The following is a 26,594-nucleotide window of genomic DNA, read 5'->3' as shown; positions in this document are numbered from 1 at the left end:
GTCCGTAGGCCCCACCCCGCACCACGGAGGACCAGCGTGAACCTGCTGCTTGCCGAGGTGGCCCAGGCCACCCAGCGGCTGGCCGACGCCGGCGTTCCCTCGCCGCGTTTCGACGCGGAGGAGCTCGCCGCGTTCGTGCACGGCGTCAAGCGGGGGGAGCTGCACAACGTCAAGGACACCGACTTCGACGCCCGTTACTGGGAGGCGGTCGCCCGCCGCGAGGCGCGCGAGCCGCTCCAGCACATCACCGGCCGGGCGTTCTTCCGCTACCTGGAGCTCCAGGTCGGACCCGGGGTCTTCGTGCCCCGCCCCGAGACCGAGTCGGTCGTGGGCTGGGCGATAGACGCCGTACGCGCGATGGACGTCGTCGAGCCGCTGATCGTCGACCTGTGCACCGGCTCCGGCGCGATCGCGCTCGCCATGGCGCAGGAGGTGCCGCGCTCGCGCGTGCACGCCGTGGAGCTCTCGGACGAGGCGCTGGTGTGGACCCGCAAGAACGCCGAGGGCTCACGGGTCACCGTCCACCAGGGCGACGCGCTGAGCGCGCTCCCCGAGCTCGACGGGCAGGTCGACCTGGTCATCTCCAACCCGCCGTACATCCCGCTGACCGAGTGGGAGTACGTGGCGCCCGAGGCGCGCGACCACGACCCGGAGATGGCGCTGTTCTCCGGCGAGGACGGCCTCGACACGATCCGCGGGATCGAGCGCACCGCGCACCGGCTGCTGCGGCCCGGCGGTCTCGTGGTCATCGAGCACGCGGACACCCAGGGCGGCCAGGTGCCGTGGATCTTCAACGAGGAGGCCGGCTGGGCGGACGCCGCCGACCACCCCGACCTGAACAACCGGCCGCGCTTCGCGACCGCCCGCAAGGCGATGCCATGAAGTCCCTGTACACGACGAGGACGGCCGCCGCTCAGGCGAACCGAGTGATCAGAAAGATGGAGGCGGGCGAGTAATGGCTCGGCGATACGACTGCAACGAAGCGACCGACCGAGTCACCGGGCTGCGCGAGGCCGCGTCCGCCGTCCGCCGCGGCGAGCTGGTCGTGCTCCCCACCGACACCGTGTACGGGATCGGCGCGGACGCCTTCAGCTCGGAGGCCGTCGCGGACCTGCTGGCGGCGAAGGGCCGTGGCCGGAACATGCCCACGCCCGTGCTCATCGGCTCCCCGAACACGCTGCACGGGCTCGTCACGGACTTCTCCGAGCAGGCGTGGGAGCTCGTCGACGCGTTCTGGCCGGGCGCCCTGACCCTGGTCACGCGGCACCAGCCGTCGCTCCAGTGGGACCTGGGCGACACCCGGGGCACCGTCGCGATCCGGATGCCGCTGCACCCGGTCGCGATCGAGCTGCTGACCGAGGTCGGCCCGATGGCGGTCTCCTCGGCGAACCTGACGGGACACCCCTCGCCCGAGGACTGCGACGCCGCGCAGGCGATGCTCGGCGACTCGGTTTCCGTGTATCTGGACGGCGGTCCGACGCCCGGCATCGTGCCGTCGTCGATCGTCGACGTGACGGGCAAGGTGCCGGTGCTGCTGCGCGAGGGCGCGCTCTCCCCGGAGGAGCTCCGGAAGGTCGTACCCGACCTCGAGGTGGCCAATTGACCGCCCCTGAGGGGCGTGGCATAGCGGGGCACGAGAGCACTTCCTTCCGCATTCTCCACGTCAGCACCGGCAACGTCTGCCGCTCGCCGATCACCGAGCGGCTGACTCGCCATGCCCTGTGCGACCGCCTGGGCGACCCCCGGGGCGGCGGCCTGATCGTGGAGAGCGCGGGCACGTGGGGCCACGAGGGGGCCCCGATGGAGGCCAACGCGGAGCTGGTCCTCGCCGACTTCGGCGCGGACTCCAGCGGCTTCGTGGGCCGCGAGCTCCTCGACGAGCACGTCATCCGCGCCGACCTGGTCCTGACGGCGACGCGGGACCACCGGGCGCAGGTCATCTCGATGGGCCACTCGGCGGGGCTTCGCACCTTCACCCTGAAGGAGTTCACCCGCCTCGTCCGGGCGATAGATCCGGCCACGCTGCCGGACCCGCTCGACGACGGCATGGTCGAACGCGCGCGTGCGCTGGTCCGCGCGGCGGCGGCTCTACGCGGGTGGCTCCTGGCCCCGAACGCCGAGGCGGACGAGGTCAACGACCCGTACGGCGCCCCGATCACGTTCTTCCGCTCGATCGGTGACGAGATCAACACGGCCCTGGATCCCGTGGTGACGGCGCTGACGGGCGTCCCGGCGCGGCGCTGAGGACCGTCGTCAGCGGGGGCGGAGCGGGGCGGGGGGTTCGGCCGGACGGCTCAGGGGCCGAGCGGACACCGGGCAAAGCGGCCCGGACGCGCCTACATTGGAGCTGAAGCCCAGCCCCCGCGCCTGGAGCCACAGATGCCGGTCACCGCTCCCCCCGAAGAGGATCTCGACGTCCTGCGGCGGCAGGACCCCGAGATCGCCGACGTACTGCTCGGCGAGGTGCGCCGGCAGTCCGACAGCCTGCAGCTGATCGCCGCCGAGAACTTCACCTCGCCCGCCGTCCTCGCCGCGCTCGGCTCCCCGCTCGCCAACAAGTACGCCGAGGGCTATCCCGGCGCCCGCCACCACGGTGGCTGCGAGTTCGCCGACGCCGCCGAGCGGATCGCCGTGGACCGGGCCAAGGCCCTCTTCGGCGCCGAGCACGCCAACGTCCAGGCGCACTCCGGCTCGTCCGCCGTTCTCGCCGCGTACGCCGCTCTGCTGCGGCCCGGGGACACCGTCCTCGCCATGGGTCTCGCGCACGGCGGCCATCTCACCCACGGCTCGCCCGCCAACTTCTCCGGCCGCTGGTTCGACTTCGTGCCCTACGGCGTCGACGCCGAGACCGGGCTCGTCGACTACGAGCAGGTCGCCGCGCTCGCCCGACACCACCGCCCCAAGGCGATCGTCTGCGGCTCCATCTCCTACCCGCGCCACCTCGACTACGCGCTCTTCCGTGACATCGCCGACGAGGTGGGCGCCTATCTCATCGCCGACGCCGCCCACCCCATCGGTCTGGTCGCCGGGGGAGCGGCCCCCAGCCCCGTCCCGTACGCCGACATCGTCTGCGGCACCACCCACAAGGTGCTGCGCGGCCCGCGAGGCGGGATGATCCTCTGCGGCGCCGACCTCGCCGGCCGTGTCGACCGGGCCGTGTTCCCGTTCACCCAGGGCGGGGCCCAGATGCACACCATCGCCGCCAAGGCCGTCGCCTTCGGCGAGGCGACGGCGCCGGGCTTCGCCGCGTACGCCCATCAGGTGGTGGCGCACGCCCGCGTCCTCGCCGAGGCGCTCGCCGCCGAGGGCTTCGCCGTCACCACCGGCGGCACCGACACCCATCTCATCACCGCCGACCCCGCCCCCCTCGGCATCGACGGCCGCACCGCCCGCACCCGGCTCGCCGCCGCGGGCATGGTCCTCGACACCTGCGCCCTGCCCTACGGCGACGGCCGCGGCATCCGCCTCGGCACCGCCGCCGTGACGACGCAGGGCATGGGCCCCGTGGAGATGGTCCGGATCGCCGCGCTCTTCACGCGCGCGCTGCGGGACGACGACCCCGACGAGACGGCCGCCGTACGCGCCGAAGTACGCGATCTGGCCGGGCGATTTCCCCCGTACGGCAGGTGAGGGAGAGCGGAGCGCAACCATCCTCCGGGACCGTATGTCCTCAAGCACATGGACAGCACGGCTAGGGTGTGGGGCTGAGATGGCCAGCGATTCCTGTGGGGCAGCCCGTGCGTGATTACCTGCTGACGCTCTGTGTCACGGCCGCGGTGACCTATCTGCTCACCGGTCCGGTGCGGAAGTTCGCCATCGCGACCGGGGCGATGCCGGAGATCCGCGCCCGCGACGTACACCGAGAACCGACTCCGCGGCTCGGTGGCATCGCCATGTTCTTCGGGCTGTGCGCGGGACTGCTGGTCGCGGACCACCTGCAGAACCTCAACAGCGTCTTCGAGCTGTCCAACGAGCCCCGCGCGCTGCTCTCCGGCGCCGCCCTGATCTGGCTGATCGGTGTCCTGGACGACAAGTTCGAGCTGGACGCACTGATCAAGCTGGGCGCGCAGATGATCTCCGCCGGCGTGATGGTGATCCAGGGTCTGACGATCCTGTGGCTGCCGATCCCCGGTGTCGGCACGGTGGCGCTCACGCGCGGACAGGGCACGCTCCTGACGGTCGCCCTGGTGGTGCTCACCATCAACGCCGTGAACTTCGTCGACGGCCTGGACGGTCTCGCCGCCGGCATGGTCTGCATCGCCGCCGCGGCCTTCTTCCTGTACGCGTACCGGCTCTGGTACGGCTACACGATCGAGGCCGCCGCCCCCGCGACGCTCTTCGCCGCGATCCTCATGGGCATGTGCCTGGGCTTCCTGCCGCACAACATGCATCCGGCCAGGATCTTCATGGGCGACTCGGGCTCGATGCTGATCGGTCTGATCCTGGCCGCGTCGGCGATCTCGATCACCGGCCAGGTCGACCCGGACATCCTGAGGCTCTTCGAGGGCTCGACCCGTGAGGCCACCCACGCCGCCCTGCCGGTCTTCATCCCGCTCGTGCTGCCGCTGACCATCATCGCGATCCCGATGGCCGACCTCTTTCTGGCGATCGTGCGCCGCACCTGGAACGGGCAGTCGCCGTTCGCGGCCGACCGCGGGCACCTGCACCACCGGCTCCTGGAGGTCGGGCACTCGCACAGCCGGGCCGTCCTGATCATGTACTTCTGGTCGGCGCTGATCGCCTTCGGGACGCTGGCGTACTCGGTGCACTCGACGTCGATGTGGATCGTTCTCGGGGTCGTGCTGCTGAGTGCGGTCGGTCTGATCCTGCTGCTGCTGCCGCGCTTCACCCCGCGCGCCCCGCGCTGGGCGGAGTCCTTCGTTCCGCCGCGCTACCGGCGCCGTCCGGTCCCGCGGATGGAAGCCGTCCCTCCGGTCTCCGCGCACCCCGTCGAGGAACCGGCGGAGCCGTCGTCGGCGGCGGCGTCCGACCGCGTCCCGGTCCCTGCCGGCGTCAACGGCGCCACCGCGATCGGCAACCGTTCGCGCTTCACCGACCGGCGGAAGGCCGGAACGCCGAGTTGACGAAAGCCGCACTGTCGGTCAATACCAGACAAGTCGACGTCAGACTGTGCACACACGCGCGCGTTAACTCTCATGTGTGACAGTCGGCACACCCTATGGGTAAAGACCTATTCAAATAGTTTGTGATACGGTTCACGAGACCCGGCGACAGTGCCGAAAGACCGTAGTGCGACGGTCTCTTGGCCCCGAGACACACCTCGGACCGGGCCTACGCTCGTCCCTGACGACACCATCGCCCCCACCAGCAACGCGGAGACACCGCCATGCCGTCCAACGACGCACGCATCCTTCTGTCAGCTGCCATTCCCGCTGCTGCCACCGGCGCCATCGCCGCGGTCATCAGCGGTGTGGTCGCCGGCGGCGAGGGTGCGCTCGGCGCCGTCCTCGGCTGCGCGGTGGTCCTCGTCTTCATGGGTCTCGGGCTCGTGGTGCTCCAACGGACCGCCAAGTCGTACCCGCAGCTGTTCCAGGCCATGGGGCTGATGCTCTACACGGCTCAGCTGCTCCTGCTCTTCCTCTTGATGGCCCTGCTCAAGAACACCACGTGGTTCGATTTCAAGGCCTTCGCCTTCACCCTGCTCGCGGCGACCCTCGTCTGGATCGCCGGGCAGGCCCGTGCCTACATGAAGGCCAAGATCATGTACGTCGATCCCGAGTCCTCGAAGGGTGACAAGCCCGGGAGCACGGGGTCGTCGACGTGAGGGGTAGGGCCGGGATAAAGGCGCGTTCGGCTTCCTGCTATCGTCCGGTGCCAACTGCGGCACTGCGGGCGCGGGCATCCGAGCTGACGCCTGTCCCAGCGCGAGGCACGATGCCAGACCGCCGCCCCCTTATCCGTAAGACCACCAGTCCAGTGCCGACCCGCGGCTGCGTGCCGCGCCGACACAACGAGGTTGCCGTACCTATGCGCCACGCTGAAGGAGCCCGCGGTGAGTGCTGACCAGACGCTTGCCTTCGACCCGGATTGCCACATCTTCACTGGATGCGGCTTCCCGGCTCCGGGCCTGCACACGTTCATGTACGAGCCCATCGCCACGGTGGGAGGCGTCGACATCTCCAAGCCGATGCTGCTCGCCGTCCTCGGCTCCATCGTGGTCGTCGCGTTCTTCTGGGCCGCCTTCAACAAGCCCAAGCTGATCCCCGGCAAGATGCAGATGGTCGGCGAGGCCGGTTACGACTTCGTGCGCCGCGGCATCGTCTACGAGATCATCGGCAAGAAGGACGGCGAGAAGTACGTCCCCTTCATGGTGTCGTTGTTCTTCTTCGTCTGGATCATGAACCTCTGGTCGATCATTCCGCTCGCCCAGTTCCCGGTCACCTCGCTGATCGCCTTCCCGGCCGGTCTCGCCCTGATCGTGTACGTGCTCTGGATCTCGCTGACCTTCAAGAAGCACGGCTTCGTCGGCGGCTGGAAGAACATCGTCGGCTACGACAAGTCGCTCGGCCCGATCCTCCCGATGGTCGTCGTCCTCGAGTTCTTCTCGAACCTGCTCATCCGGCCCTTCACGCACGCGGTGCGACTGTTCGCGAACATGTTCGCCGGCCACCTGCTGATCGTGATGTTCTCGCTGGCCACCTGGTACCTCATGAACGGCCTCGGCTTCGTCTACGCCGGTGCCTCGTTCGTGATGGTCATCGTGATGACCGGCTTCGAGCTCTTCATCCAGGCTGTCCAGGCGTACGTCTTCGTCCTCCTGGCCTGCAGCTACGTCCAGGGCGCGCTCGCCGAGCACCACTGAGCCAGGCCCAGCCCACCCCCAACCAACAGTCGTCCGGTGGCCAACCCCCACCGGGTCCTTGAAAGAGAAGGAAGAACCGGCATGTCCGCTCTCGAGACTCTCGCCGCTGTCAACGGAAACGTCGCCTCCATCGGCTACGGCCTGGCCGCGATCGGCCCCGGCGTCGGCGTCGGCATCATCTTCGGTAACGGCACCCAGGCCCTCGCGCGTCAGCCCGAGGCTGCCGGCCTGATCCGTACCAACCAGATCATGGGTTTCGCCTTCTGTGAGGCGCTCGCCCTCATCGGCATCGTCATGGGCTTCGTCTACCAGTAAGCCGGACCGACAGCCCGAACCTTTTTACGGAAGGCACTGATGTGAACGCTCTGCTTCTTGCGGCAGCGGCGGAGGAGCAGCCTCCGCTCATCCCGCATCTCGACGAGCTCGTCATCGGCCTGATCGCCTTCGTCATCGTCTTCGGCTTCCTCGCCAAGAAGCTCATCCCGAACATCAACAAGGTTCTGGACGAGCGCCGCGAGGCCATCGAGGGTGGCATCGAGAAGGCCGAGTCGGCCCAGATCGAGGCTCAGAGTGTGCTGGAGCAGTACAAGGCCCAGCTCGCCGAGGCCCGCCACGAGGCCGCGCGTCTTCGCCAGGAGGCGACGGAGCAGGGCACCGCGATCATCCAGGAGATGAAGGCGGAAGGCCAGCGCCAGCGCGAGGAGATCATCGCGGCCGGTCACGCCCAGATCGAGGCGGACCGCAAGGCCGCGGCGACCTCGCTGCGCCAGGACGTGGGCAAGCTCGCCACCGACCTGGCCGGCAAGCTGGTCGGCGAGTCCCTCGAGGACTCCGCCCGCCAGAGCCGCACGATCGACCGCTTCCTCGATGAGCTCGAGGAGAAGGCCGAGGCCGTCCGATGAACGGAGCGAGCCGCGAGGCACTGGCCGCCGCACGTGAGTCCCTCGACGCGCTGACCGACAACACGTCTGTCGACGCGACGAAGCTCGCGGGTGAGCTGGCCGCCGTCACCGCGCTGCTCGACCGCGAGGTGTCGCTGCGTCGGGTCCTGACCGACCCGGCGCAGGCGGGCGAGGCCAAGGCCGAGCTCGCCGGGCGACTGCTCAGCGGTCAGGTGGGCGGCGAGACCGTCGACCTGGTCTCCGGCATGGTCCGTTCCCGCTGGTCGCAGTCGCGTGACCTGGTCGACTCGGTCGAGGAGCTGGCGAACATCGCCGACCTCACCGCGGCGCAGCAGGCCGGCGCGCTGGACGACGTCGAGGACGAGCTGTTCCGGTTCGGCCGGATCGTCTCCTCCAGCACCGAGCTCCGCTCGGCGCTGACGGACAAGGCCGCCACGGCGTCCGCCAAGGGCGAGCTGCTGCGCAGCCTGCTCGGCGGCAAGGCCCACGCGGTCACCGAGCGCCTGGTCGTCCGTCTCGTGACCCAGCCCCGGGGACGTAGCCTGGAAGCGGGACTCGAGTCCCTCTCCAAGCTCGCCGCGGCGCGCCGGGACCGGATGGTCGCGGTCGTCACCTCGGCGGTGCCGCTGACCGACCAGCAGAAGCAGCGCCTCGGTGCCGTCCTGGCCAAGCTGTACGGCCGCCAGATGCACCTGAACCTCGACGTGGACCCCACGGTCCTCGGCGGGATCTCGGTGCAGGTCGGCGACGAGGTCATCAACGGGACCATCGCGGAGCGCCTCGACGAGGCGACCCGGCGACTGGCCGGCTGACGTCAGCCACCAACTGAACACAGCATCACCTGCGGCCCGGTTGGGCCGTGCAGAGATTGCAGAAGATTCCTGGGGGTCGGCCCCCAGACCCCCTAAGAAACTTCGGGCCCAACAAGGAGAGCAGGGAACCCAGATGGCGGAGCTCACGATCCGGCCGGAGGAGATCCGGGACGCGCTGGAGAACTTTGTCCAGTCGTACCAGCCGGACGCGGCCTCGCGCGAGGAGGTCGGAACGGTCAGCCTGGCCGGCGACGGCATTGCCAAGATCGAGGGTCTGCCCTCGGCCATGGCGAACGAGCTGCTGAAGTTCGAGGACGGCACCCTCGGTCTCGCCCTCAACCTCGAGGAGCGCGAGATCGGTGCGATCGTCCTCGGCGAGTTCAGCGGCGTCGAGGAGGGACAGCCGGTGCAGCGCACCGGTGAGGTCCTCTCCGTCGGTGTCGGCGAGGGATACCTGGGTCGCGTCGTCGACCCGCTCGGCAACCCGATCGACGGCCTCGGCGAGATCGCGACCGAGGGCCGCCGCGCCCTCGAGCTGCAGGCCCCCGGCGTGATGGCCCGTAAGTCGGTCCACGAGCCGATGGAGACCGGCTACAAGGCCGTCGACGCCATGACCCCGGTCGGCCGTGGCCAGCGTCAGCTGATCATCGGCGACCGTCAGACCGGCAAGACCGCGCTGGCCGTCGACACGATCATCAACCAGCGCGACAACTGGCGCTCGGGCGACGTGAACAAGCAGGTCCGCTGCATCTACGTCGCCATCGGCCAGAAGGGCTCCACCATCGCGTCCGTGCGCGGCGCCCTGGAGGAGGCCGGCGCGCTCGAGTACACGACGATCGTCGCCGCCCCGGCGTCCGACCCGGCCGGCTTCAAGTACCTGGCGCCGTACACCGGCTCCGCCATCGGCCAGCACTGGATGTACCAGGGCAAGCACGTCCTGATCGTCTTCGACGACCTGTCGAAGCAGGCCGACGCCTACCGCGCCGTGTCGCTGCTGCTGCGCCGCCCGCCGGGCCGTGAGGCCTACCCGGGTGACGTCTTCTACCTGCACTCCCGTCTGCTGGAGCGCTGCGCGAAGCTGTCGGACGAGCTGGGCGCGGGCTCGATGACCGGTCTGCCGATCGTCGAGACCAAGGCCAACGACGTCTCGGCGTTCATCCCGACCAACGTCATCTCCATCACCGACGGCCAGTGCTTCCTGGAGTCCGACCTGTTCAACGCCGGCCAGCGCCCGGCCCTGAACGTCGGTATCTCGGTCTCGCGTGTCGGTGGCTCCGCCCAGCACAAGGCGATGAAGCAGATCTCCGGCCGCCTCCGCGTGGACCTGGCCCAGTACCGTGAGCTGGAGGCGTTCGCCGCCTTCGGTTCCGACCTGGACGCCGCGTCGAAGGCCCAGCTGGAGCGTGGACAGCGCATGGTCGAGCTGCTCAAGCAGGCTCAGTACCAGCCGATGCCCACCGAGAACCAGGTCGTCTCCATCTGGGCCGGCACCACCGGCAAGATGGACGACGTCCCGGTCGCCGACATCCGCCGCTTCGAGGCCGAGCTCCTCGCGTACCTGCGTCAGAACCACGCGGGTCTCATGAGCTCCATCCGTGAGGGCGGCAAGCTGTCGGACGACACCCTGCAGTCCGTCGGTGACGCCATCGCGGAGTTCAAGAAGCAGTTCGAGACCTCTGACGGGAAGCTGCTGGGCGACGACGCTTCCGCTGCCGTCAACGTCTCGAAGTGACGACGGAAGGGACCTGACTCATGGGAGCGCAGCTCCGGGTCTACAAGCGTCGCATCAAATCCGTCACCGCGACGAAGAAGATCACCAAGGCGATGGAGATGATCGCCGCCTCGCGTGTCGTCAAGGCGCAGCGCAAGGTGCAGGCGTCGACGCCGTACGCGACCGAGCTCACGCGCGCGGTCACGGCGGTGGCCACGGGTGCGAACGACAAGCACCCGCTGACCACCGAGGCGGAGAACCCGACCCGTGCCGCGGTCCTGCTCCTCACGAGCGACCGCGGTCTGGCCGGCGCCTTCAACTCCAACGCCATCAAGGCGGCGGAGCAGCTGACGAAGAAGCTGGAGAGCGAGGGCCGCCAGGTCGACATCTACGTCGTCGGCCGCCGTGGCATCTCGCACTACAACTTCCGTGAGCGCAAGCTGGCCGACTCGTGGACCGGCTTCACGGATCAGCCGGAGTACGCGGACGCCAAGAAGATCGCGGCTCCGCTGATCGAGGCGATCGAGAAGGACACGGCGGAGGGCGGCGTGGACGAGCTCCACATCGTCTACACCGAGTTCGTCTCGATGATGACGCAGACGGCGGTCGAGGCCCGGCTGCTGCCCCTCAGCCTCGACGAGGTGGCGAAGGAGGCGGGCGAGCCGGAGACGCTCCGTCCGCTGTACGACTTCGAGCCGTCGGCGGAGGACGTCCTCGACGCCCTGCTGCCGCGCTACGTCGAGAGCCGGATCTACAACGCGCTGCTTCAGTCGGCTGCCTCCAAGCACGCCGCCACGCGGCGCGCGATGAAGTCGGCTACCGACAACGCGGGAGACTTGATCAACAACCTCTCCCGACTTGCCAACGCGGCCCGCCAGGCCGAAATCACCCAGGAAATCAGCGAGATCGTCGGTGGCTCCGCAGCCCTCGCCGACGCGACCGCGGGGAGTGACAAGTAATGACGACCACTGTTGAGACGGCCGCCGCCACGGGCCGCGTCGCCCGGGTCATCGGCCCGGTCGTCGACGTGGAGTTCCCCGTCGACGCGATGCCGGAGATCTACAACGCCCTGCACGTCGAGGTCCCGGACCCGGCCGAGGAGGGCGCGAAGAAGACGCTGACCCTCGAGGTCGCCCAGCACCTCGGTGACGGCCTGGTCCGCACCATCTCGATGCAGCCCACCGACGGTCTGGTCCGCCAGGCCCCGGTGACCGACACCGGCAACGGCATCACGGTGCCGGTCGGCGACGTCACCAAGGGTCGCGTGTTCAACACGCTCGGCCAGATCCTGAACGAGCCCGAGGCCGAGGCGGAGGTCAGCGAGCGCTGGTCCATCCACCGCAAGGCCCCGGCGTTCGACCAGCTCGAGTCGAAGACCGAGATGTTCGAGACCGGCCTGAAGGTCGTCGACCTTCTCACCCCGTACGTCAAGGGTGGAAAGATCGGTCTGTTCGGTGGTGCCGGTGTCGGCAAGACCGTCCTCATCCAGGAAATGATCATGCGTGTGGCGAAGCTGCACGAGGGTGTTTCCGTGTTCGCCGGCGTCGGCGAGCGCACCCGTGAGGGCAACGACCTCATCGCCGAGATGGAGGAGTCCGGCGTTCTGGACAAGACCGCGCTGGTCTTCGGCCAGATGGACGAGCCCCCGGGCACCCGTCTGCGCGTCGCCCTGGCCGGTCTGACCATGGCGGAGTACTTCCGCGATGTGCAGAAGCAGGACGTGCTGTTCTTCATCGACAACATCTTCCGCTTCACCCAGGCCGGTTCCGAGGTCTCCACGCTGCTGGGCCGTATGCCCTCCGCCGTGGGTTACCAGCCGAACCTCGCGGACGAGATGGGCATCCTGCAGGAGCGCATCACCTCGACCCGTGGTCACTCGATCACCTCGATGCAGGCGATCTACGTCCCCGCGGACGACCTGACCGACCCGGCCCCGGCCACCACCTTCGCCCACCTCGACGCGACGACGGTTCTCTCCCGTCCGATCTCCGAGAAGGGCATCTACCCGGCCGTGGACCCGCTGGACTCCACGTCCCGGATCCTGGACCCGCGCTACATCGCGCAGGAGCACTACGACGCCGCCACGCGCGTCAAGGGGATCCTGCAGAAGTACAAGGACCTCCAGGACATCATCGCGATCCTCGGTATCGACGAGCTGAGCGAGGAGGACAAGCTCGTTGTCCACCGCGCCCGCCGTGTCGAGCGCTTCCTGTCCCAGAACACCCACGCGGCGAAGCAGTTCACCGGCGTGGACGGTTCGGACGTTCCGCTCGACGAGTCGATCGCCGCGTTCAACGCGATCTGCGACGGTGAGTACGACCACTTCCCCGAGCAGGCGTTCTTCATGTGCGGTGGCCTCGAGGACCTCAAGGCCAACGCCAAGGAGCTGGGCGTCTCCTGAGCCCCGTGCTCTCCTGAGGGGGGCGGGTGTGCCCGCCCCCCTCGTCACGCCCACTAGAATTGACCCCAACACCCGGCACGACCGCCGGGTGGTGACCCGAGGAGCCACCCTTGGCTGCTGAGCTGCACGTCGAGCTGGTCGCCGCGGACCGGAGTGTCTGGTCCGGCGAGGCCACCCTGGTCATCGCGCGTACCACCTCCGGCGACATCGGCGTCATGCCCGGCCACCAGCCGCTGCTCGGTGTGCTGGAGTCGGGCCCGGTGACCATCCGTACGAGCGAGGGCAGCACTGTCGTCGCCGCCGTGCACGGTGGATTCATCTCGTTCGCCGACGACAAGCTGTCTCTGCTCGCGGAGATCGCCGAGCTGGCGGACGAGATCGACGCCCAGCGCGCCGAGCGCGCGCTGGAGCGCGCCAAGTCGGAATCGGACGCCGCCGCCGAGCGTCGCGCCGATGTACGGCTGCGCGCGGTAGCGGTCCGCTAGCGGACCGCGCCGAGAGTTGTGCCCTCAGCCGCGGCACGGGCTGGAATCATCCAGACCGTGTCGCGGCTGAGGCGATGCGTATACAGGTTGTATTCGGTTACGGGACGCAGCGAGGAGGTCGGTGAAGATGTTCCTCGCTCTGCTCGTGGGCGGCCTGGTCGTCGCACTGGTGGTGATCGGGCTCTTCGTCTTCGGCCTGCGGCGCAGGCTGATCCAGCGGGCCGGCGGCACCTTCGACTGTTCGCTGCGGTGGAACGTCCCCGAGGAGCCGGACCCGTCCGGCAAGGGCTGGGTGTACGGCGTCGCCCGCTACAGCGGTGACCAGGTCGCCTGGTTCCGAGTCTTCTCGTACGCGCCCCGGCCGCGCAGGGTCCTGGAGCGCTCGTCGATCGAGGTCCTGGAGCGCCGGATGCCGGAGGGCGAGGAGGAGCTCGCACTGCTCTCCGACGCCGTGATCCAGGGCTGTATGCACCGGGGGACCCGGCTGGAGCTGGCGATGAGCGAGGACGCGCTGACCGGCTTCCTCGCCTGGCTGGAGGCGGCGCCGCCCGGCCAGCGCGTCAATGTGGCGTGAGAAACAGGGGATGTCACCCGATCTTGTACGGCCCGGTGAGTGCCAGGTGTGGCCCGCCCGGGCCGTTTCCGTACCCGCCCCCGGACCGCTCGGGCTGCCGTCGCCCTGACCGGGACGCCGCGGCAGGCGTCGCCGGTGTCCTGGGGGAACGCGTACAGCCGCACCCGCCGGTGCGGCTGTACGGCGTCGAGGCGGGTGACGGCCACCGTGCCACCGTCGCCGCGCTCGGTTCGGAGTGCCGGGTCGTCCGGCACGACGGGGACGGCGTGCTGCGCCGCCCCCGCCCGCTGCCCGGCTAGTTCAGCCCGCTGTTGATGGCGCCGACGAGTTCGCCGTTGCCGGTGTCACCGCTGAACTCCCAGAAGAACGCGCCGCCGAGGCCCTGGTTCTTGGCCCAGCTCATCTTGGACGTGACCGTCGCCGGGGTGTCGTAGCTCCACCAGTTGGTGCCGCAGTGCGCGTACGCGGTGCCCGCGACCGTGCCGTTGGCCGGGCACGAGTTCCTGAGGACCTTGTAGTCCTCGATGCCCTGCTCGTATGTGCCGGCCGCCGGGCCCGTCGCCGTACCGCCCGGGGCGGACTGGGTGACGCCCGTCCAGCCGCGGCCGTAGAAGCCGATGCCGAGCAGCAGCTTCTTGGCCGGGACGCCCTTCGCCTTGAACTTGGCGATCGCCTCGGCGGAGTTGAAGCCCGCCTGCGGGATGCCGGGGTACGAGGTGAGCGGGGAGTGCGGGGCCGTCGGGCCCTTCGCCGCCCAGGCGCCGAAGAAGTCGTACGTCATCACGTTGAACCAGTCCATGTACGGCGCGGCGCCCCCGTAGTCGGCGGCGTCGATCTTGCCGCCGGCCGAGGCGTCGGCCGTGACGGCCGCGGTGACCAGGTTGTTCGTACCGAACTTGGCGCGCATGGCCTGCATCATGTTCTTGAACGCGGCCGGGCCGCTGGTGTCACAGGACAGACCGCAGGCGTTGGGGTACTCCCAGTCCAGGTCGATGCCGTCGAAGACGTCGGCCCAGCGCGGGTCCTCGACCAGGTCGTAGCAGGACTGGGCGAAGGCGGTCGGGTTCTGCACGGCCTGGCCGAAGCCGCCGGACCAGGTCCAGCCGCCGAAGGACCAGAGCACCTTGATGTGCGGGTACTGGGCCTTGAGCTTGCGCAGCTGGTTGAAGTTGCCGCGCAGCGGCTGGTCCCAGGTGTCGGCCTTGCCGTCGACGGACTGGTCGGCGGTGTAGGCCTTGTCGTAGTCGGCGTAGGCGTCACCGATGGTGCACTTGCCGCCCTGGACGTTGCCGAAGGCGTAGTTGATGTGCGTGATCTTCGCTGCCGAGCCCGACGTCACCAGGTTCTTGACGTGGTAGTTGCGTCCGTAGACGCCCCAGTTGGTGAAGTAGCCGAGCTTGACGGCCGAGCCGGGCTGCGGGTTGCCGCCGCCGCCCGTGGTGCGGACGCTCGCGGCGCCGCTGGCGGGACCGGTCTGGTCGATGGTGTCGCGGGCGACGACCGTGTAGCTGTAGTCGGTGCCGGCGGTCAGCCCGGTGTTGGTGTACGTGAGCCCGGTGACCGTGGCGATCGTGGTGCCGTCGCGCTTGACGTCGTAGTTCTTGACGCCCTTGTCGTCGGTCGCGGCGGTCCAGGTCAGCTTCACGGAGGTGTTGGTGACGTCGGAGGCGACCGGGGTGCCGGGGGCGGAGGGCGCGTTGTCACCGGGCTGGGTGGAGCCGTCGCAGGAGGCGCCGTTGATCTTGCAGCCGCCGGGGGCTCCGGGTCCGGAGCCGTTGAAGCCGAAGGAGGCCGTGGCGCCGGGGGCGAGCGTCCCGTTCCAGCCGACGTTCTTGGCGGTCCAGTGGTTGCCGGAGCTGGTGACGGTGGCGTCCCAGGCGGAGGTGACGGCCGTGCCGGAGGGGAAGTCCCACTCGACGGTCCAGGAGGAGAGGGTGGTGGTTCCGGTGTTCTTCACCGTCCACTTGCCCTCGAAGCCCGAGCCCCAGTCGGAGACCTTGGTGTAAGTGGCGGTGGCGGAGGTGGCCGCCTCGGCGGGTGCGGCGAGGCCGACCATCGCGGCCAGGGGCAGGATCAGGGCGGTCAGGCCGGCGGCGGCCCGGTGTCTGAACCCTGTTCTGCGCGTCGGTGCTTGAGTGCTCAACGGTGCTCCTCAAGTTGCGGACGGACAAGGTGGGGGTGGTGGTCCGTGAACTGTGCGCGCCCCGCGAGCGTAGGAAGGTCTGGACCAATCGTCAAGAGGTCCAGACCAACGTCGGCGAGGTGAGGTCAGTCCTCGGTCACACGCCCAACTCCTGTGCCAGAACCGCCGCTTGCACCCTGCTGCGCAGCTCCAGCTTGCCCAGCACCTTGCTGACGTGGGTCTTCACGGTCGCCTCCGCCATATCGAGCCGTACCGCGATCTCCGCGTTCGACAGACCGTCGCCGAGCGCCGAGAGCACCTGCCGTTCCCGAGGAGTCAGCGCGGCCAGCACGGAAGGATCCGCGCCGCCCGCGGCGCGGGCCGGACGGCTCGGCGCGGCGAACTCCGCGATCAGCCGCCGGGTCACCGCCGGCGCGATCAGCCCCTCGCCGCGCGCCACCGTCCGCACGGCCCCGATCAGGTCCTTGGCCTCGGTGTTCTTCAGCAGGAAGCCCGCCGCCCCGGCCCGCAGCGCCCCGAAGACGTACTCGTCGAGGTCGAAGGTGGTCAGCACCAGCACATCGGCGAGGCCCTCGGAGACCACGAGACCGGTCGCCGTCACCCCGTCCATCCGGGGCATCTGCACATCCATCAGGACCAGATCCGGCCGGAGTGCGCGGGCCAGCTCCACCGCCCGCTCGCCGTCCGCCGCCTCCCCGACCACCTCGATGTCGGGCGCGCTGCCCAGGATGAGGACGAGCCCCGCCCGCACCGCGCTCTGGTCCTCGGCGACCAGGACCCGGATCGGCGGCCGCGTCGTGTCCGTCATGTCGATGATCCCCTGTCGCTCGTCCCGACGGGCAGGACCGCCCGTACCCGCCACAGCTCGCCCCCGTCACCGTCCGGCACCGGACCGGCCTCGAACTCCCCGCCGAGGAGGGCGGCCCGCTCCCGCATCCCGACGAGCCCCGCCCCGGCGCCGGGCGCGCGAGGAGCGGGCCGCCCCCCGAGCGGGCTGGTCACACAGACCGTGAGGGGCCCGTCCGGCCGGCCGTCGAGGGCCACGCGCACCTCCCCGGGCGCCGCGTGCTTGAGCGCGTTGGTCAGCGACTCCTGCACGATCCGGTACGCGGCGAGCTCGACCGGAGCCGGCAGCCGCCCGCCGTTCCCCTCCCGGGCGTCGTCGAGAACCAGGTTCAGCCCGCTCGACGTGCCGTTCGTCCTGGCCTGAGCGAGCAGCGCCTCCAGACCGTCCAGCGTCGGCGCGGCGGCCGGTTCGGCGTCGCCGCTGCTGTCCCGCAGCAGCCCGATCAGCCGGCGCATCTCCGCCAGACCCTCCACACTGTTCTCCCGGATCACGGTCAGCGCCTGCCGGGTCGTGCCGGGGTCGTCGAGCGACAGCGCCGCCGTGGAGTGGATCGCGATGGCGGAGAGATGGTTGGCGACCATGTCGTGCAACTCCCGGGCCATCCGCGCCCGCTCGGCGACCACCGCCTGGCTGCGGTCCATCTCGGCGAGCAGCGCGGTCTGTTCGGCACGAAGCCGGGCGGCCTCGGCGGCCTGTCGGTGGTTGCGGACGATCGCGCCGGTCACGGCGGGGAGGAACGTGCCCATGCCAGTGACCACGCCGACCAGCAGGGCGATCGCGTTCTGCCACCAGACGAGGAAGCCGACCGTGACACCGATCGTGATGAGGGCGGTGGTGTACGGGATGCGCCGGGCGGACGCGGGCGGGCCGTACACCACCGCGGCGTAGACCACGTCCGTGAACATCAGGACGGTGACGAGATTGCCGTGGGTGAACTGGTCCCCGACGATCGCGAGTGTGCCGACGACCAGCGCCGTGCGGGGCGCCGTACGGCGCAGTGCCTCCATCGTGGCCATCACGACGAGCGGGATCAGCACCGCCCACCGCTGGCCGACGACATGATCCACCTTGTTGTACAGCCCGAACGACCACAGCAGCAGACCGCAGGCGAGACCGGCGGCGGCGATCAGCAGGTCGTGGCGGTGCGGTCGGGGGAGGCTCACCTCCCCATCCAACACGGTCGGCGCCGCCCGGACCTCGCCGTCCGGGCCGATCCGCCCTCCGTCGAAGGATGTAGGCGTGGTTCGTCACTCGCGACGACGAGAAGCCCCGGACCGGACGGGACGCTGGAGGGGTCCCGGAGCGAAAGGGTGAGTGCCGTGATCGTCACGTTGATCGTGATCTGTGAGGTCGGCTTCTGGGTGCTGCTGGCCGCGGGCCTGGCCACCCGCTATCTGCTGAGGATGCCCCGCGCCGGTCTCGCCCTGCTGCTGTGCGAGCCGCTCCTGGAGGTGCTGCTGCTCGTCGTCACCGCGATCGACCTCAAGAACGGCGCCGACCCGAGCTGGAAGCACGGCCTGGCCGCGCTGTACATCGGCTACACCGTCGGCCACGGTCACCGCACCGTGAAGTGGCTCGACGGCCACGCCGCCCACCGCTTCGGCGGCGGCCCGCCGCCCGTCAAGCCGCCTCGTTACGGCATGGCGCGCGCCCGCCACGAGGGCAGGGTGTGGATGGGCACGGTCACGGCGGCGGCCGTCGCGTCCGGGCTGCTGCTGCTCGCGGCCTGGTACGTCGGCCCGGACGGGAACACCGACTCACTGAAGAGCTGGATGTTCGTCGCCTGGCGGACCGCCGGCATCCACGGCCTGATCGCGCTGTCGTACGCGATCTGGCCGAAGAAGGGAGCGGAGCCGGCCCCGGCTCCGCAGCAGAAGGACTCAGCGCTCCCCGCCCGGGACCCAGAGCACGTCCCCGACCTCCTTGTTCGCCACCCGCGCAAGGATGAAGAGCAGGTCTGACAGGCGGTTGAGGTAGGTGGCGGTCAGCGGGTTCATCGTCTCGCCGTGGACCTCGATCGCCGCCCACGTGGACCGCTCCGCACGCCGGACCACGGTGCACGCCTGGTGCAGCAGGGCCGCGCCGGGCGTGCCGCCCGGCAGGATGAAGGAGCGCAGCTTCTCCAGCTGCTCAAGGAAGCGGTCGCAGTCCGCCTCCAGCTTGTCGACGTACGACTGCTCGACCCGCAGCGGCGGATACTTCGGGTCCTCGACCACGGGCGTGGACAGGTCCGCACCCACGTCGAACAGGTCGTTCTGGACGCGGACGAGGACCTTCACGACCTCCTCGGCGAGCTGCCCGAGGGCGATGGCCGTGCCGATGACGGCGTTGGCCTCGTTGGCGTCGGCGTAGGCCGAGATCCGCAGATCGGTCTTGGCGGTCCTGCTCATGTCGCCGAGGGCGGTGGTGCCCTGGTCGCCGGTACGGGTGTAGATGCGCGTCAGATTGACCATGAGCCCAGCGTAGTGACGCCACGGCCGCACGGGCCGTGCGTGTGCCGACCGTCACGGCGCCGGAGTGTCGCGAGTGTGACGTCCGTCAAACCTGGCGTGATGCGCATTACTTAGCGGTCACATGGCGGCTCCCGCCCGCTAATCTCCGCCGAAGAGCCGGAAGTGAACAGGCGTTAAGGGGTGGGACATCGTGGCCAGGAAGCTCGCCGTCATCGGGGCCGGACTCATGGGGTCCGGAATCGCGCAGGTCTCCGCCCAGGCGGGCTGGGACGTCGTCCTGCGTGACGTCACCGACGCCGCCCTGACGCGTGGCACCGACGGCATCAAGGCGTCGTACGACCGCTTCGTCGCCAAGGGCACGCTGGACGCCGCCGACGCGGAGGCCGCCCTCGGCCGGATCAGCGCCACCACCGAGCTCGACGCGGTCGCCGACGCCGACATCGTCGTCGAGGCCGTCTTCGAGAAGCTGGAGGTGAAGCACGAGATCTTCCGCGCGCTCGACAAGATCGCCAAGGACGGCGCCGTCCTCGCCTCCAACACCTCCGCCATCCCGATCACCAAGATCGCCGCGGCGACGGAGCGACCGGAGGCCGTCGTCGGCACCCACTTCTTCTCGCCGGTCCCGATGATGCGGCTCTGCGAGCTGGTACGCGGCTACAAGACGGCCGACTCCACGCTCGCCGCCGCACGGGAGTTCGCCGAGTCCGTCGGGAAGACCTGCATCGTCGTCAACCGCGACGTGGCCGGCTTCGTCACCACCCGGCTCATCTCGGCGCTCGTCGTCGAGGCGGCCAAGCTCTACGAATCGGGTGTGGCGACCGCCGAGGACATCGACACCGCCTGCAAGCTGGGCTTCGGCCACGCCATGGGCCCGCTCGCCACGGCCGATCTGACGGGCATCGACATCCTGGTGAACGCCACCGGAAACATCTACACCGAGTCGCAGGACGAGAAGTTCGCACCGCCGGAGCTGATGCGCCGGATGGTGGACGCCGGTGACATCGGTCGCAAGAGCGGGCAGGGCTTCTACAAGCACTGAACCGTCGCCGAGTCCCGGCGACCGCTTCGCCATCACCCCACAGGGTGAATTCGGTATCAGTTCGCTTACAAGGCGCAACGCTTCTGCGCCGACGGCAGTCAGTTGTTGCAAAGACGGAGCACTCCCGGGGAGCGCATATGCACATCAGGGGCGACCATGTCGAGCTGGTCGTCGGGGGCCGCCTCGACGTCCGCAGCGCGGCGGACGCCCGTACGGTCCTGCACTCGGCCGTCGACGACGGAGTCGGCGATCTGGTGCTCGACCTGACCGGTCTCGACTCCTGGGACGCCACCGGTCTCGGGGTCATCATGGGAGCGCACCGCCGGGCCGGCCGCTGCGGCCGCCGGCTCGTGCTGCGCGGGGTGCCGCCGCAGATGCAGCGCCTGCTCGTGGCGACCCGGCTGCACCGCATCCTCGCCATCGAGGGCGGCCTCGCCGCGGAGTCGCTGCCCCGCGTGTGAGTGCGGGGCGGGGCCGGGCAGCGGCATGAATCATCGTCGTACCGCCTGTGAAGCCGCTGTGTGAACCAGGCGTCACGGCCCAATCCTCACAAGACCGTGACGTCTTGGGCGGGCTGGGGCCCCGGCCTTTCCGGGATCCTCGCGGAAGGTCTAGGGTTCGGTCGCCCGCCCTTTCACGGACCCACCCGGCGGGCACCGGACCAGAAGCGACAGCGAGCGTGCAGATCGGCCGGGAGGGGCTTCGGCGCGCACCGCTTTTGGGGAGCTTTGAACATGGACCCGATGAACCGGGGGCCGGAAGGCTACGGCCAGGACGGGCACGACAACGAGGGCGACGACACGCACGGCGCCCGCGGCGGTGCTCCCGAGCGCGGCCCGGCCGCGACGCCCACGCGTGCCCGCACCGCCCGGCTCGTCTCGGGCGACCTGCTCCTCACCGTCAACCCGGTGGACGGCAGCGAGATCGAGGCCTGCCCGCCCGGGGAACAGGCCGCGCCGTCCCGCCGCCGCACCTCCGACGAGCGCGCCGAAGCGGCCCGCGCCACCGCCCCGCCCGTACCGCCGGGCCCCGCGGCTCCGCGGCTCCCGCTCCTCGAACGGCAGGAGGAGCGCGAACGGCTCGTCCAGCTCCTCGCCCGAGGCCGCTCCGTCCGGCTCACCGGCCCCGCCGGCTCCGGCCGCACCGCGCTCCTCGATGCCGTCGCCGGTGACTGCGCCGGCCTCGCGCCCGACGGTGTCGTACGCCTCTCCGGCCACCACCGCACCCCCACCGAGCTGCTGTACGAACTCTTCGCGACCGTCCAGCACACGCCGGACCACCGGCCCGACCGCTCCGCCCTGCTCGCACAGGTCCACGAGATCGGCGCGGTCGTCGTCGTCGACGACCTGGAGTTCGGCGGCGCCACCCTCGACGAGCTGCTGACCGCCGCTCCCGAGTGCGCCTTCCTGCTCGCCGCCACCCCCGACGTGCCGGCCCCCTCCGCCGACGCCCACCTCGAAGAGGTCTCCCTCAGCGGCCTGGGCCGCGCCTCCGCCGTGGAACTCCTGGAGAACGTCGTCGGCCGCACCCTCACCGACGACGAGGCCAACTGGGCCGGAGACCTCTGGTTCGAGTCCGAGGGCCTGCCGCTCCGCTTCGTCCAGGCCGGCGCGCTGCTCCGCCAGCGCGACCGGCTCCGGGCCACCCCGGCCGAGTTCGACGCCTTCGGCACCCAGGCGGAGGAACCCGCCGAGTTCGACGCGTTCGGCGCCCTCGCCGACGCCTTCGGCACACCGGGCGCCCCCGCCGCGACCGATCCCGACGAGGCCGCCGACGTCGACGTGCGCGAGATACCGCTGCCCAGCCTCGGTGAGGGCGCCGCCCCCGCCGCTCTGCTCGCCTCGCGGCTCAGCCACTCCGCCCAGGAGGCCCTGCGGTACGCCGTCGCCCTCGGCGGTGAGGTGCCGCACCAGGCTCACCTCCCCGCCCTCGTCGGCGACACCCACGCGGACGCCGCCCTCGGCGAGCTCATGGGCTGCGGACTGCTCTCCCCGGTCGGCACCCGCTACCGCCTCGCCGCCGGCGTCCTCACCCAGCTCATCGCCCAGGGGTACGACTCGGACGCGGCCGACCGCGCCCACACCGTCGCCCAGCACTACACCTGGTGGGCCGGACACCCCTCCGTCACCCCCGGGCGAGCGGTCGCCGAGTCCGACGCGCTGCTCGCCGCGCTGTCGGTACTCGTCCCCGGAACGGGCCCCGAGCACCCCGCCACCGCCGTCCTCCTCGCCCGCAGCGCCGCGCCCGCCTTCGCCGCCGGACTGCACTGGGGCGCCTGGGAGCGCGCCCTGCGCAGCGGCCAGGAGGCGGCCCGCCTCGCCGGAGAGGTCGCAGAAGAAGCCTATTTCCACCACGAGTTGGGCGTCCTCGCGCTCTGCTCCGGAAACCTGGAGCGGGCCCGCGCCGAACTGGAGGCGTCCATCGCCCTGCGCGGCGCCCTCGCCGACAAGCGCGGCACCGTCGCCGGCCGCCGGGCGCTCGCCCTGGTCGCCGACCGAGCCGGCCGCCCGCTGCCCGGCGACCGGGCTCCGGCGGGCGAGGAGCCGACCGTCGTGCGGCGCGAGGAACCCCTCTCCCCGCCCCGCGGCATCCCGGCCGTCCTCGCCAAGCCCGCCCCCAAGCCCGCCCCCACACCCGCGCCGGCGCCCGCACCCGTCCCCGCGTTCCAGGACTTCACGAACGACGGCCCGACCCTCATCAGCCGCCCCGACGGTTCCGCGGGCGGCGGCGAGCGGCGCCCCGGGGCCCGCTGGGGCATCCTCGCGGGAGCCCGCCGCAACCTGGTCGCCGTCGGCACCGGAGCGCTCCTCGCCGCCGTGCTCGGCACCGTGGTGACCATCGGGGCCACCTCCGGCGACGGCGACGCCCCGGCCAACAACCGGGTCACCTCCGACCACACCACGGGCGAGGAGGGCGGCGACGACGGCGGCCTGGACACGGACGAGCCGACCGAGGACTCGACGGTCCGCCCGTCGGACTCGCCCTCGCCGAGCGCCACCGGCTCGGCCACCCCGGGCACGGCCGGAACGGCGGGTACCCCGTCGTCCCCGGCCGGCTCGACCGCCACCAGCCCGACGCAGGGGGCTCCCGAGACGACGGCCCCCGGGAAGCCCCGCCCGACGCTGAGCCCGACGACGAAGCCGACACCGACGTCCCCCAAGCCGACGCCCCCCTCGCCGACGCCCACCGAAACGGCCACGACATCGCCGTCTCCGACCCCCAGCAGCACGGAGACGACGCAGGGCCCGAGCAACTCCGCCTCCGCGTCGGGTACCGGGTCCCCCTCCACCGGGACCCCCGCCTGACAGTACGGCGACGGCCCCGGGCGCGTTCACGCACCCGGGGCCGTCGCCGTACTCGTACCGTCTAGAACAGCCGCAGCTTGTCGTCCTCGATGCCGCGCAGCGCGTCGTAGTCCAGCACCACGCACTCGATGCCGCGGTCCGTCGCCAGCACCCGCGCCTGCGGCTTGATCTCCTGCGCGGCGAAGACGCCCTTCACCGGCGCGAGGTGCGGATCGCGGTTCAGCAGCTCCAGATAGCGGGTCAGCTGCTCCACGCCGTCGATCTCGCCGCGCCGCTTGATCTCCACCGCGACCGTCGCCCCGTCGGCGTCCCGGCACAGGATGTCCACCGGGCCGATCGCCGTCGGGTACTCGCGGCGGATCAGTGTGTGACCGTCGCCGAGGGTCTCGATGCGGTCGGCGAGAAGCTCCTGGAGGTGCGCTTCCACGCCGTCCTTGATGAGGCCCGGGTCGACACCGAGCTCGTGCGAGGAGTCGTGGAGGATCTCCTCCATCGTGATGATCAATTTCTCGCCCGCTTTGTTCACCACGGTCCAGATGCCGGCCTCGCCGTCGGCACCCTCCTTGAGCGTGCACGGCGGGGACATCCAGTTGAGCGGTTTGTACGCCCGGTCGTCCGCGTGGATGGAGACGCTGCCGTCTGCCTTGACCAGGATCAGACGGGGCGCGGAGGGCAGGTGGGCGGTGAGCCGGCCCGCGTAGTCCACGGAACAACGGGCGATGACGAGACGCATGGTCGGCAACGCTACAAGACGAGCGCTCTTCCGCGCGATTCGGCTCTTAACGCCCGCCCAACACCCGTCGGTTATTGGCCGGTTGTGTTCCCATTCTCCTGGTGCGCTCCGGACGGCGCGCTTACCGTGGAAGCAGGAGGTCGCCGTCCGTGCACGCTGCGTGTCGCGCGGAGGGTCCTCCATCCCTGCCCGTAAGACCCCGCCCGTCGGGGTCGCGAGAGGAGAACCCATGTCGCTCGACGTCTCACCGGCGCTGTTGGAACAGGCCGAGCGAGGCGAGGTCGACGAAGCCGACTTCGTCGACTGCGTCCGGACCTCCCTGCCCTACGCATGGGAGATGATCAGTTCTCTGGTGGCTCAGCTGAAGGTGGACGGCGGAGAGTTCGCCGACAACCAGACGCCGCCGCCGAACGAGCAGGCACGTGGTCAGCTGTTGCGTGCACTCGCGAGTGATGCGATCCGGGGTGCGCTGCAGCGGCACTTCGGAGTGCGTCTGGCCTTCCAGAACTGCCACCGTGTGGCGGTCTTCCCGCTGGACCCCGCGGTGGACGAGCGGCTCGCCCGCTTCACCTCCGTACGAGGCCAGCTGCTCAACCAGTCGCCGGAACTGCGCGACTGCTGAGGCATGGTGCTGCCGCTCCGCATCGGGGGAGACCCGAACGATGCGACAGATGCCGGAGCGGCGGCATCCGGCCCCGAGGGCCTGTCTCCCGGCTCCCGCCGGGCTCGACGCCCCTCGGACGCCCCTCGACGACCGACATGACTCACCAGCCCTCACACCAGCATCGGCAGTACTTCGGCGCCCAGGCGCCGTACGTTCTCCTCGGTGGCCGCGAGGTCGCCCGAGCCCTCGGCGAGCAGCGCGAAGCGGGTGATGCCCGTACGCTCCGAGGTCGCCGCGAGACGGTCAGCCGCGAGCCGTGGCGTGCCCACCGGATGCAGCCCGCACAGCAGCTCCGTGTACGCGACGGGGTCCCGCATCGAGCGGTGCCGGCCGTCCACCGTGACATGGGCGTCAAGGCCCTGCTTCAGCCAGCCCGGCATCGCCTTCACCAGGGCCTCGGCCGCGTCCGCCCGGCGGTCCGCGAGCTGGGCGACACCCGCCGAGACATGGCCGGCGCCGATCCGGGCGATCTCGTCCGGGGTGCGTCCCGCCTCACGAGCGCAGCGGCGCCAGGCCGCCACCATCTCCGCCTTCTCCTCGTCGCCGCAGTGCATCCCGAGCAGCATCGGAAGCCCGCGTTCGGCGGCGAGACGGACGCTCTTCGGGGAGGTGCAGGCGACGACCACCTCGGGCGCGGCCTCCCCGCCGATGAGTTCGCCGGGGCGCGGTACGACGGCGACCTCACGGAAGGCGAATCGTTCGCCCTGGGCCGCGACCCGGGGCTCGGTCAGCCAGCGCAGCAGCAGGTCGAGCGATTCGGGGAAGCCTTGTTCGTACGCGTCGAGGCCCGCGCCGAACACCTCCAGATCGACCCACGGTCCGCCGCGGCCCACCCCGAGGGTGAACCGGCCGCCGGAGGTGAGATGCAGCAGCGCGGCCTGCTCGCCCAGCGCGACCGGGTGGACGGTCGGCAGCACGCTCACCGCCGTGCCGACCCGGAGCCGGCGCGTACGGCCCAGCAGCAGCGCGGCCAGCGTCACGGCCGACGGGCAGACGCCGTACGGAACGAAATGGTGCTCGGCGAGCCAGACGGAGTCGAGCCCCGCCTCCTCGGCCACCTCGGCCGTCCGCACCGCCCGGTGCAGTGCCTCGCCTTGGCCCTGCCCCGGGAACTGGGCGGCCAGAACAAACGTACCCACGCGCATCGCCTTCTGCCTCCTTGCGGCCGACGCGGTTCTCCCCCCTCGTACTGGCAACAACGTCTGACACGTGCCAAAGGCAACGGCCCGCCCCGAAGTTCTTGCGATTTTCCGCTAACTGAGCCTGGAGGGTGGGCCGGGCCACCACGTCGCGGCCCGTAGGCTTGTCGGAACCGTCCGTGTACCCGGCCTCCGTGAGGTGATTCGTGTCCCCGCGTCGCAACCGCCCCCATGGCGGCGAGAAGCCCGACCCTCAGGGCGCGGAAACCGACCGGTACGGAGGAGCGCAGCGCAGCGAGTCCTGGCAGGGCGAGGAGTGGCTCGTCCGCCATGTGGCCGGGGCGAGCGCGCCCGGCAAGCGCTACCGCTGCCCCGGGTGCGACCAGGAGATCCCTTCGGGCGCTCCGCATGTCGTCGCCTGGCCGGAGTACGGGGGAGTGGAGGACCGCCGGCACTGGCACAAGGCGTGCTGGAACGCGAAGGACCGCCGCACCTCGCGGGTGCAGCGGTCCCGTAACGCGCCCAGGTACTGAGCGCTCTCCGGCCGACGGCGCGGATGGCGG

28 protein-coding genes are annotated in these 26,594 nt (G+C 70.6%); 22 read left to right on the top strand and 6 right to left on the bottom strand.

Translation table 11 applies throughout. From position 1 onward, the window contains the following. Positions 1-36 precede the first annotated feature (36 nt). The 16 genes from prmC to ABZY12_RS18355 all read left to right on the top strand — a co-directional run bounded on the left by prmC (position 37) and on the right by ABZY12_RS18355 (position 14,007). Entirely contained in the window at positions 37-882 is an 846-nt protein-coding gene (gene prmC, locus ABZY12_RS18430) for a peptide chain release factor N(5)-glutamine methyltransferase (protein ID WP_356891462.1), read from the top strand. Positions 883-955: 73 nt separating this feature from the next. Further along, positions 956-1,603 (top strand): L-threonylcarbamoyladenylate synthase, encoded by a 648-nt coding sequence (locus ABZY12_RS18425; RefSeq protein WP_356891460.1) that lies wholly within the window; start codon positions 956-958, stop codon positions 1,601-1,603. After that, on the top strand, positions 1,600-2,244 hold the full coding sequence (locus ABZY12_RS18420; protein ID WP_356891458.1) for a protein-tyrosine-phosphatase: 645 nt from the start codon (positions 1,600-1,602) through the stop codon (positions 2,242-2,244). The genes ABZY12_RS18425 and ABZY12_RS18420 overlap by 4 nt, the downstream gene beginning before the upstream one ends. 135 nt (positions 2,245-2,379) lie before the next feature. Next, positions 2,380-3,630 carry a serine hydroxymethyltransferase gene (glyA, locus tag ABZY12_RS18415; RefSeq protein ID WP_356891456.1) on the top strand — a complete coding sequence of 417 codons (1,251 nt, stop codon included), beginning with the start codon at positions 2,380-2,382 and terminating at the stop codon, positions 3,628-3,630. Positions 3,631-3,737: 107 nt separating this feature from the next. After that, positions 3,738-5,084: an MraY family glycosyltransferase gene (locus ABZY12_RS18410; protein ID WP_356891454.1), complete on the top strand. Its 1,347-nt coding sequence runs from the start codon at positions 3,738-3,740 to the stop codon at positions 5,082-5,084. A gap of 263 nt (positions 5,085-5,347) precedes the next feature. Next, complete coding sequence (locus tag ABZY12_RS18405) at positions 5,348-5,785, top strand: hypothetical protein (protein WP_356891452.1); 438 nt, start codon at positions 5,348-5,350, stop codon at positions 5,783-5,785. 228 nt (positions 5,786-6,013) lie between these two features. Continuing rightward, the gene (gene atpB / locus ABZY12_RS18400) at positions 6,014-6,823 is read left to right on the top strand and encodes a F0F1 ATP synthase subunit A (RefSeq protein ID WP_356891450.1); all 810 of its coding nucleotides are present in this window, start codon (positions 6,014-6,016) and stop codon (positions 6,821-6,823) included. Between the two features lie 81 nt (positions 6,824-6,904). Beyond that, on the top strand, positions 6,905-7,138 hold the full coding sequence (gene atpE / locus ABZY12_RS18395) for an ATP synthase F0 subunit C (RefSeq protein WP_356891448.1): 234 nt from the start codon (positions 6,905-6,907) through the stop codon (positions 7,136-7,138). Between the two features lie 41 nt (positions 7,139-7,179). Beyond that, positions 7,180-7,725 carry a F0F1 ATP synthase subunit B gene (locus ABZY12_RS18390; protein WP_356891446.1) on the top strand — a complete coding sequence of 182 codons (546 nt, stop codon included), beginning with the start codon at positions 7,180-7,182 and terminating at the stop codon, positions 7,723-7,725. Next, positions 7,722-8,537: a F0F1 ATP synthase subunit delta gene (locus ABZY12_RS18385; protein WP_356891444.1), complete on the top strand. Its 816-nt coding sequence runs from the start codon at positions 7,722-7,724 to the stop codon at positions 8,535-8,537. Before ABZY12_RS18390 ends, ABZY12_RS18385 begins: the two co-directional genes overlap by 4 nt. Before the next feature lie 133 nt (positions 8,538-8,670). After that, entirely contained in the window at positions 8,671-10,269 is a 1,599-nt protein-coding gene (gene atpA / locus ABZY12_RS18380) for a F0F1 ATP synthase subunit alpha (RefSeq protein ID WP_356891442.1), read from the top strand. 20 nt (positions 10,270-10,289) lie between these two features. After that, a complete protein-coding gene (locus tag ABZY12_RS18375) occupies positions 10,290-11,207 on the top strand; it encodes a F0F1 ATP synthase subunit gamma (RefSeq protein WP_356891440.1) in 918 nt (305 codons plus the stop codon). Further along, the gene (gene atpD, locus ABZY12_RS18370) at positions 11,207-12,649 is read left to right on the top strand and encodes a F0F1 ATP synthase subunit beta (RefSeq protein WP_356891438.1); all 1,443 of its coding nucleotides are present in this window, start codon (positions 11,207-11,209) and stop codon (positions 12,647-12,649) included. Before ABZY12_RS18375 ends, atpD begins: the two co-directional genes overlap by 1 nt. Before the next feature lie 110 nt (positions 12,650-12,759). Further along, positions 12,760-13,134: a F0F1 ATP synthase subunit epsilon gene (locus ABZY12_RS18365; RefSeq protein ID WP_356891436.1), complete on the top strand. Its 375-nt coding sequence runs from the start codon at positions 12,760-12,762 to the stop codon at positions 13,132-13,134. A gap of 127 nt (positions 13,135-13,261) precedes the next feature. Further along, entirely contained in the window at positions 13,262-13,708 is a 447-nt protein-coding gene (locus ABZY12_RS18360) for a DUF2550 domain-containing protein (protein ID WP_356891434.1), read from the top strand. Between the two features lie 35 nt (positions 13,709-13,743). Further along, complete coding sequence (locus ABZY12_RS18355) at positions 13,744-14,007, top strand: hypothetical protein (protein WP_356891432.1); 264 nt, start codon at positions 13,744-13,746, stop codon at positions 14,005-14,007. Here ABZY12_RS18355 and ABZY12_RS18350 read toward each other — a convergent pair. From ABZY12_RS18350 to ABZY12_RS18340, 3 genes are all read right to left on the bottom strand, one after another. Continuing rightward, a complete protein-coding gene (locus ABZY12_RS18350; RefSeq protein ID WP_356891489.1) occupies positions 14,004-15,764 on the bottom strand; it encodes a glycoside hydrolase family 18 chitinase in 1,761 nt (586 codons plus the stop codon). The genes ABZY12_RS18355 and ABZY12_RS18350 overlap by 4 nt on opposite strands. 223 nt (positions 15,765-15,987) lie before the next feature. Further along, positions 15,988-16,659, bottom strand: coding sequence for a response regulator transcription factor (locus ABZY12_RS18345; RefSeq protein WP_356891430.1), 672 nt, complete (start codon positions 16,657-16,659; stop codon positions 15,988-15,990). Then, positions 16,656-17,861: a histidine kinase gene (locus ABZY12_RS18340; RefSeq protein WP_356891428.1), complete on the bottom strand. Its 1,206-nt coding sequence runs from the start codon at positions 17,859-17,861 to the stop codon at positions 16,656-16,658. The genes ABZY12_RS18345 and ABZY12_RS18340 overlap by 4 nt, the downstream gene beginning before the upstream one ends. 156 nt (positions 17,862-18,017) lie before the next feature. On the opposite strand from ABZY12_RS18340, the gene ABZY12_RS18335 reads away from it, so the two are divergent. Beyond that, positions 18,018-18,659: a hypothetical protein gene (locus tag ABZY12_RS18335; RefSeq protein ID WP_356891426.1), complete on the top strand. Its 642-nt coding sequence runs from the start codon at positions 18,018-18,020 to the stop codon at positions 18,657-18,659. On the opposite strand, the gene ABZY12_RS18330 is transcribed toward ABZY12_RS18335, so the two are convergent. Then, the gene (locus tag ABZY12_RS18330) at positions 18,579-19,151 is read right to left on the bottom strand and encodes a cob(I)yrinic acid a,c-diamide adenosyltransferase (RefSeq protein ID WP_356891424.1); all 573 of its coding nucleotides are present in this window, start codon (positions 19,149-19,151) and stop codon (positions 18,579-18,581) included. The genes ABZY12_RS18335 and ABZY12_RS18330 overlap by 81 nt on opposite strands. Positions 19,152-19,341: 190 nt before the next feature. On the opposite strand from ABZY12_RS18330, the gene ABZY12_RS18325 reads away from it, so the two are divergent. From ABZY12_RS18325 to ABZY12_RS18315, 3 genes are all read left to right on the top strand, one after another. Then, a complete protein-coding gene (locus ABZY12_RS18325) occupies positions 19,342-20,190 on the top strand; it encodes a 3-hydroxyacyl-CoA dehydrogenase family protein (protein ID WP_356891422.1) in 849 nt (282 codons plus the stop codon). Positions 20,191-20,327: 137 nt separating this feature from the next. Next, entirely contained in the window at positions 20,328-20,651 is a 324-nt protein-coding gene (locus ABZY12_RS18320) for an STAS domain-containing protein (RefSeq protein WP_024761898.1), read from the top strand. A 273-nt stretch (positions 20,652-20,924) separates the two neighbouring features. Next, positions 20,925-23,495: an ATP-binding protein gene (locus tag ABZY12_RS18315; protein ID WP_356891420.1), complete on the top strand. Its 2,571-nt coding sequence runs from the start codon at positions 20,925-20,927 to the stop codon at positions 23,493-23,495. Positions 23,496-23,556: 61 nt separating this feature from the next. Here the strand turns inward: ABZY12_RS18315 and nucS are convergent, their stop codons facing one another. Continuing rightward, positions 23,557-24,228, bottom strand: coding sequence for an endonuclease NucS (nucS, locus tag ABZY12_RS18310; RefSeq protein ID WP_356891418.1), 672 nt, complete (start codon positions 24,226-24,228; stop codon positions 23,557-23,559). Positions 24,229-24,457: 229 nt separating this feature from the next. On the opposite strand from nucS, the gene ABZY12_RS18305 reads away from it, so the two are divergent. Further along, the gene (locus ABZY12_RS18305; protein WP_017236120.1) at positions 24,458-24,850 is read left to right on the top strand and encodes an SCO5389 family protein; all 393 of its coding nucleotides are present in this window, start codon (positions 24,458-24,460) and stop codon (positions 24,848-24,850) included. 152 nt (positions 24,851-25,002) lie between these two features. On the opposite strand, the gene ABZY12_RS18300 is transcribed toward ABZY12_RS18305, so the two are convergent. Further along, complete coding sequence (locus ABZY12_RS18300) at positions 25,003-26,037, bottom strand: LLM class flavin-dependent oxidoreductase (RefSeq protein ID WP_356891416.1); 1,035 nt, start codon at positions 26,035-26,037, stop codon at positions 25,003-25,005. A 200-nt stretch (positions 26,038-26,237) separates the two neighbouring features. On the opposite strand from ABZY12_RS18300, the gene ABZY12_RS18295 reads away from it, so the two are divergent. Continuing rightward, the gene (locus ABZY12_RS18295; RefSeq protein WP_356891414.1) at positions 26,238-26,564 is read left to right on the top strand and encodes an ATP/GTP-binding protein; all 327 of its coding nucleotides are present in this window, start codon (positions 26,238-26,240) and stop codon (positions 26,562-26,564) included. Positions 26,565-26,594 lie beyond the last annotated feature (30 nt).

It is taken from the genome of Streptomyces sp. NPDC006551 (assembly GCF_040611675.1).
Lineage (GTDB): Bacteria > Actinomycetota > Actinomycetes > Streptomycetales > Streptomycetaceae > Streptomyces.
The sequence above is the reverse complement of the archived record's forward strand: the minus strand, read 5'-3'. Positions and strand labels throughout refer to the sequence as shown.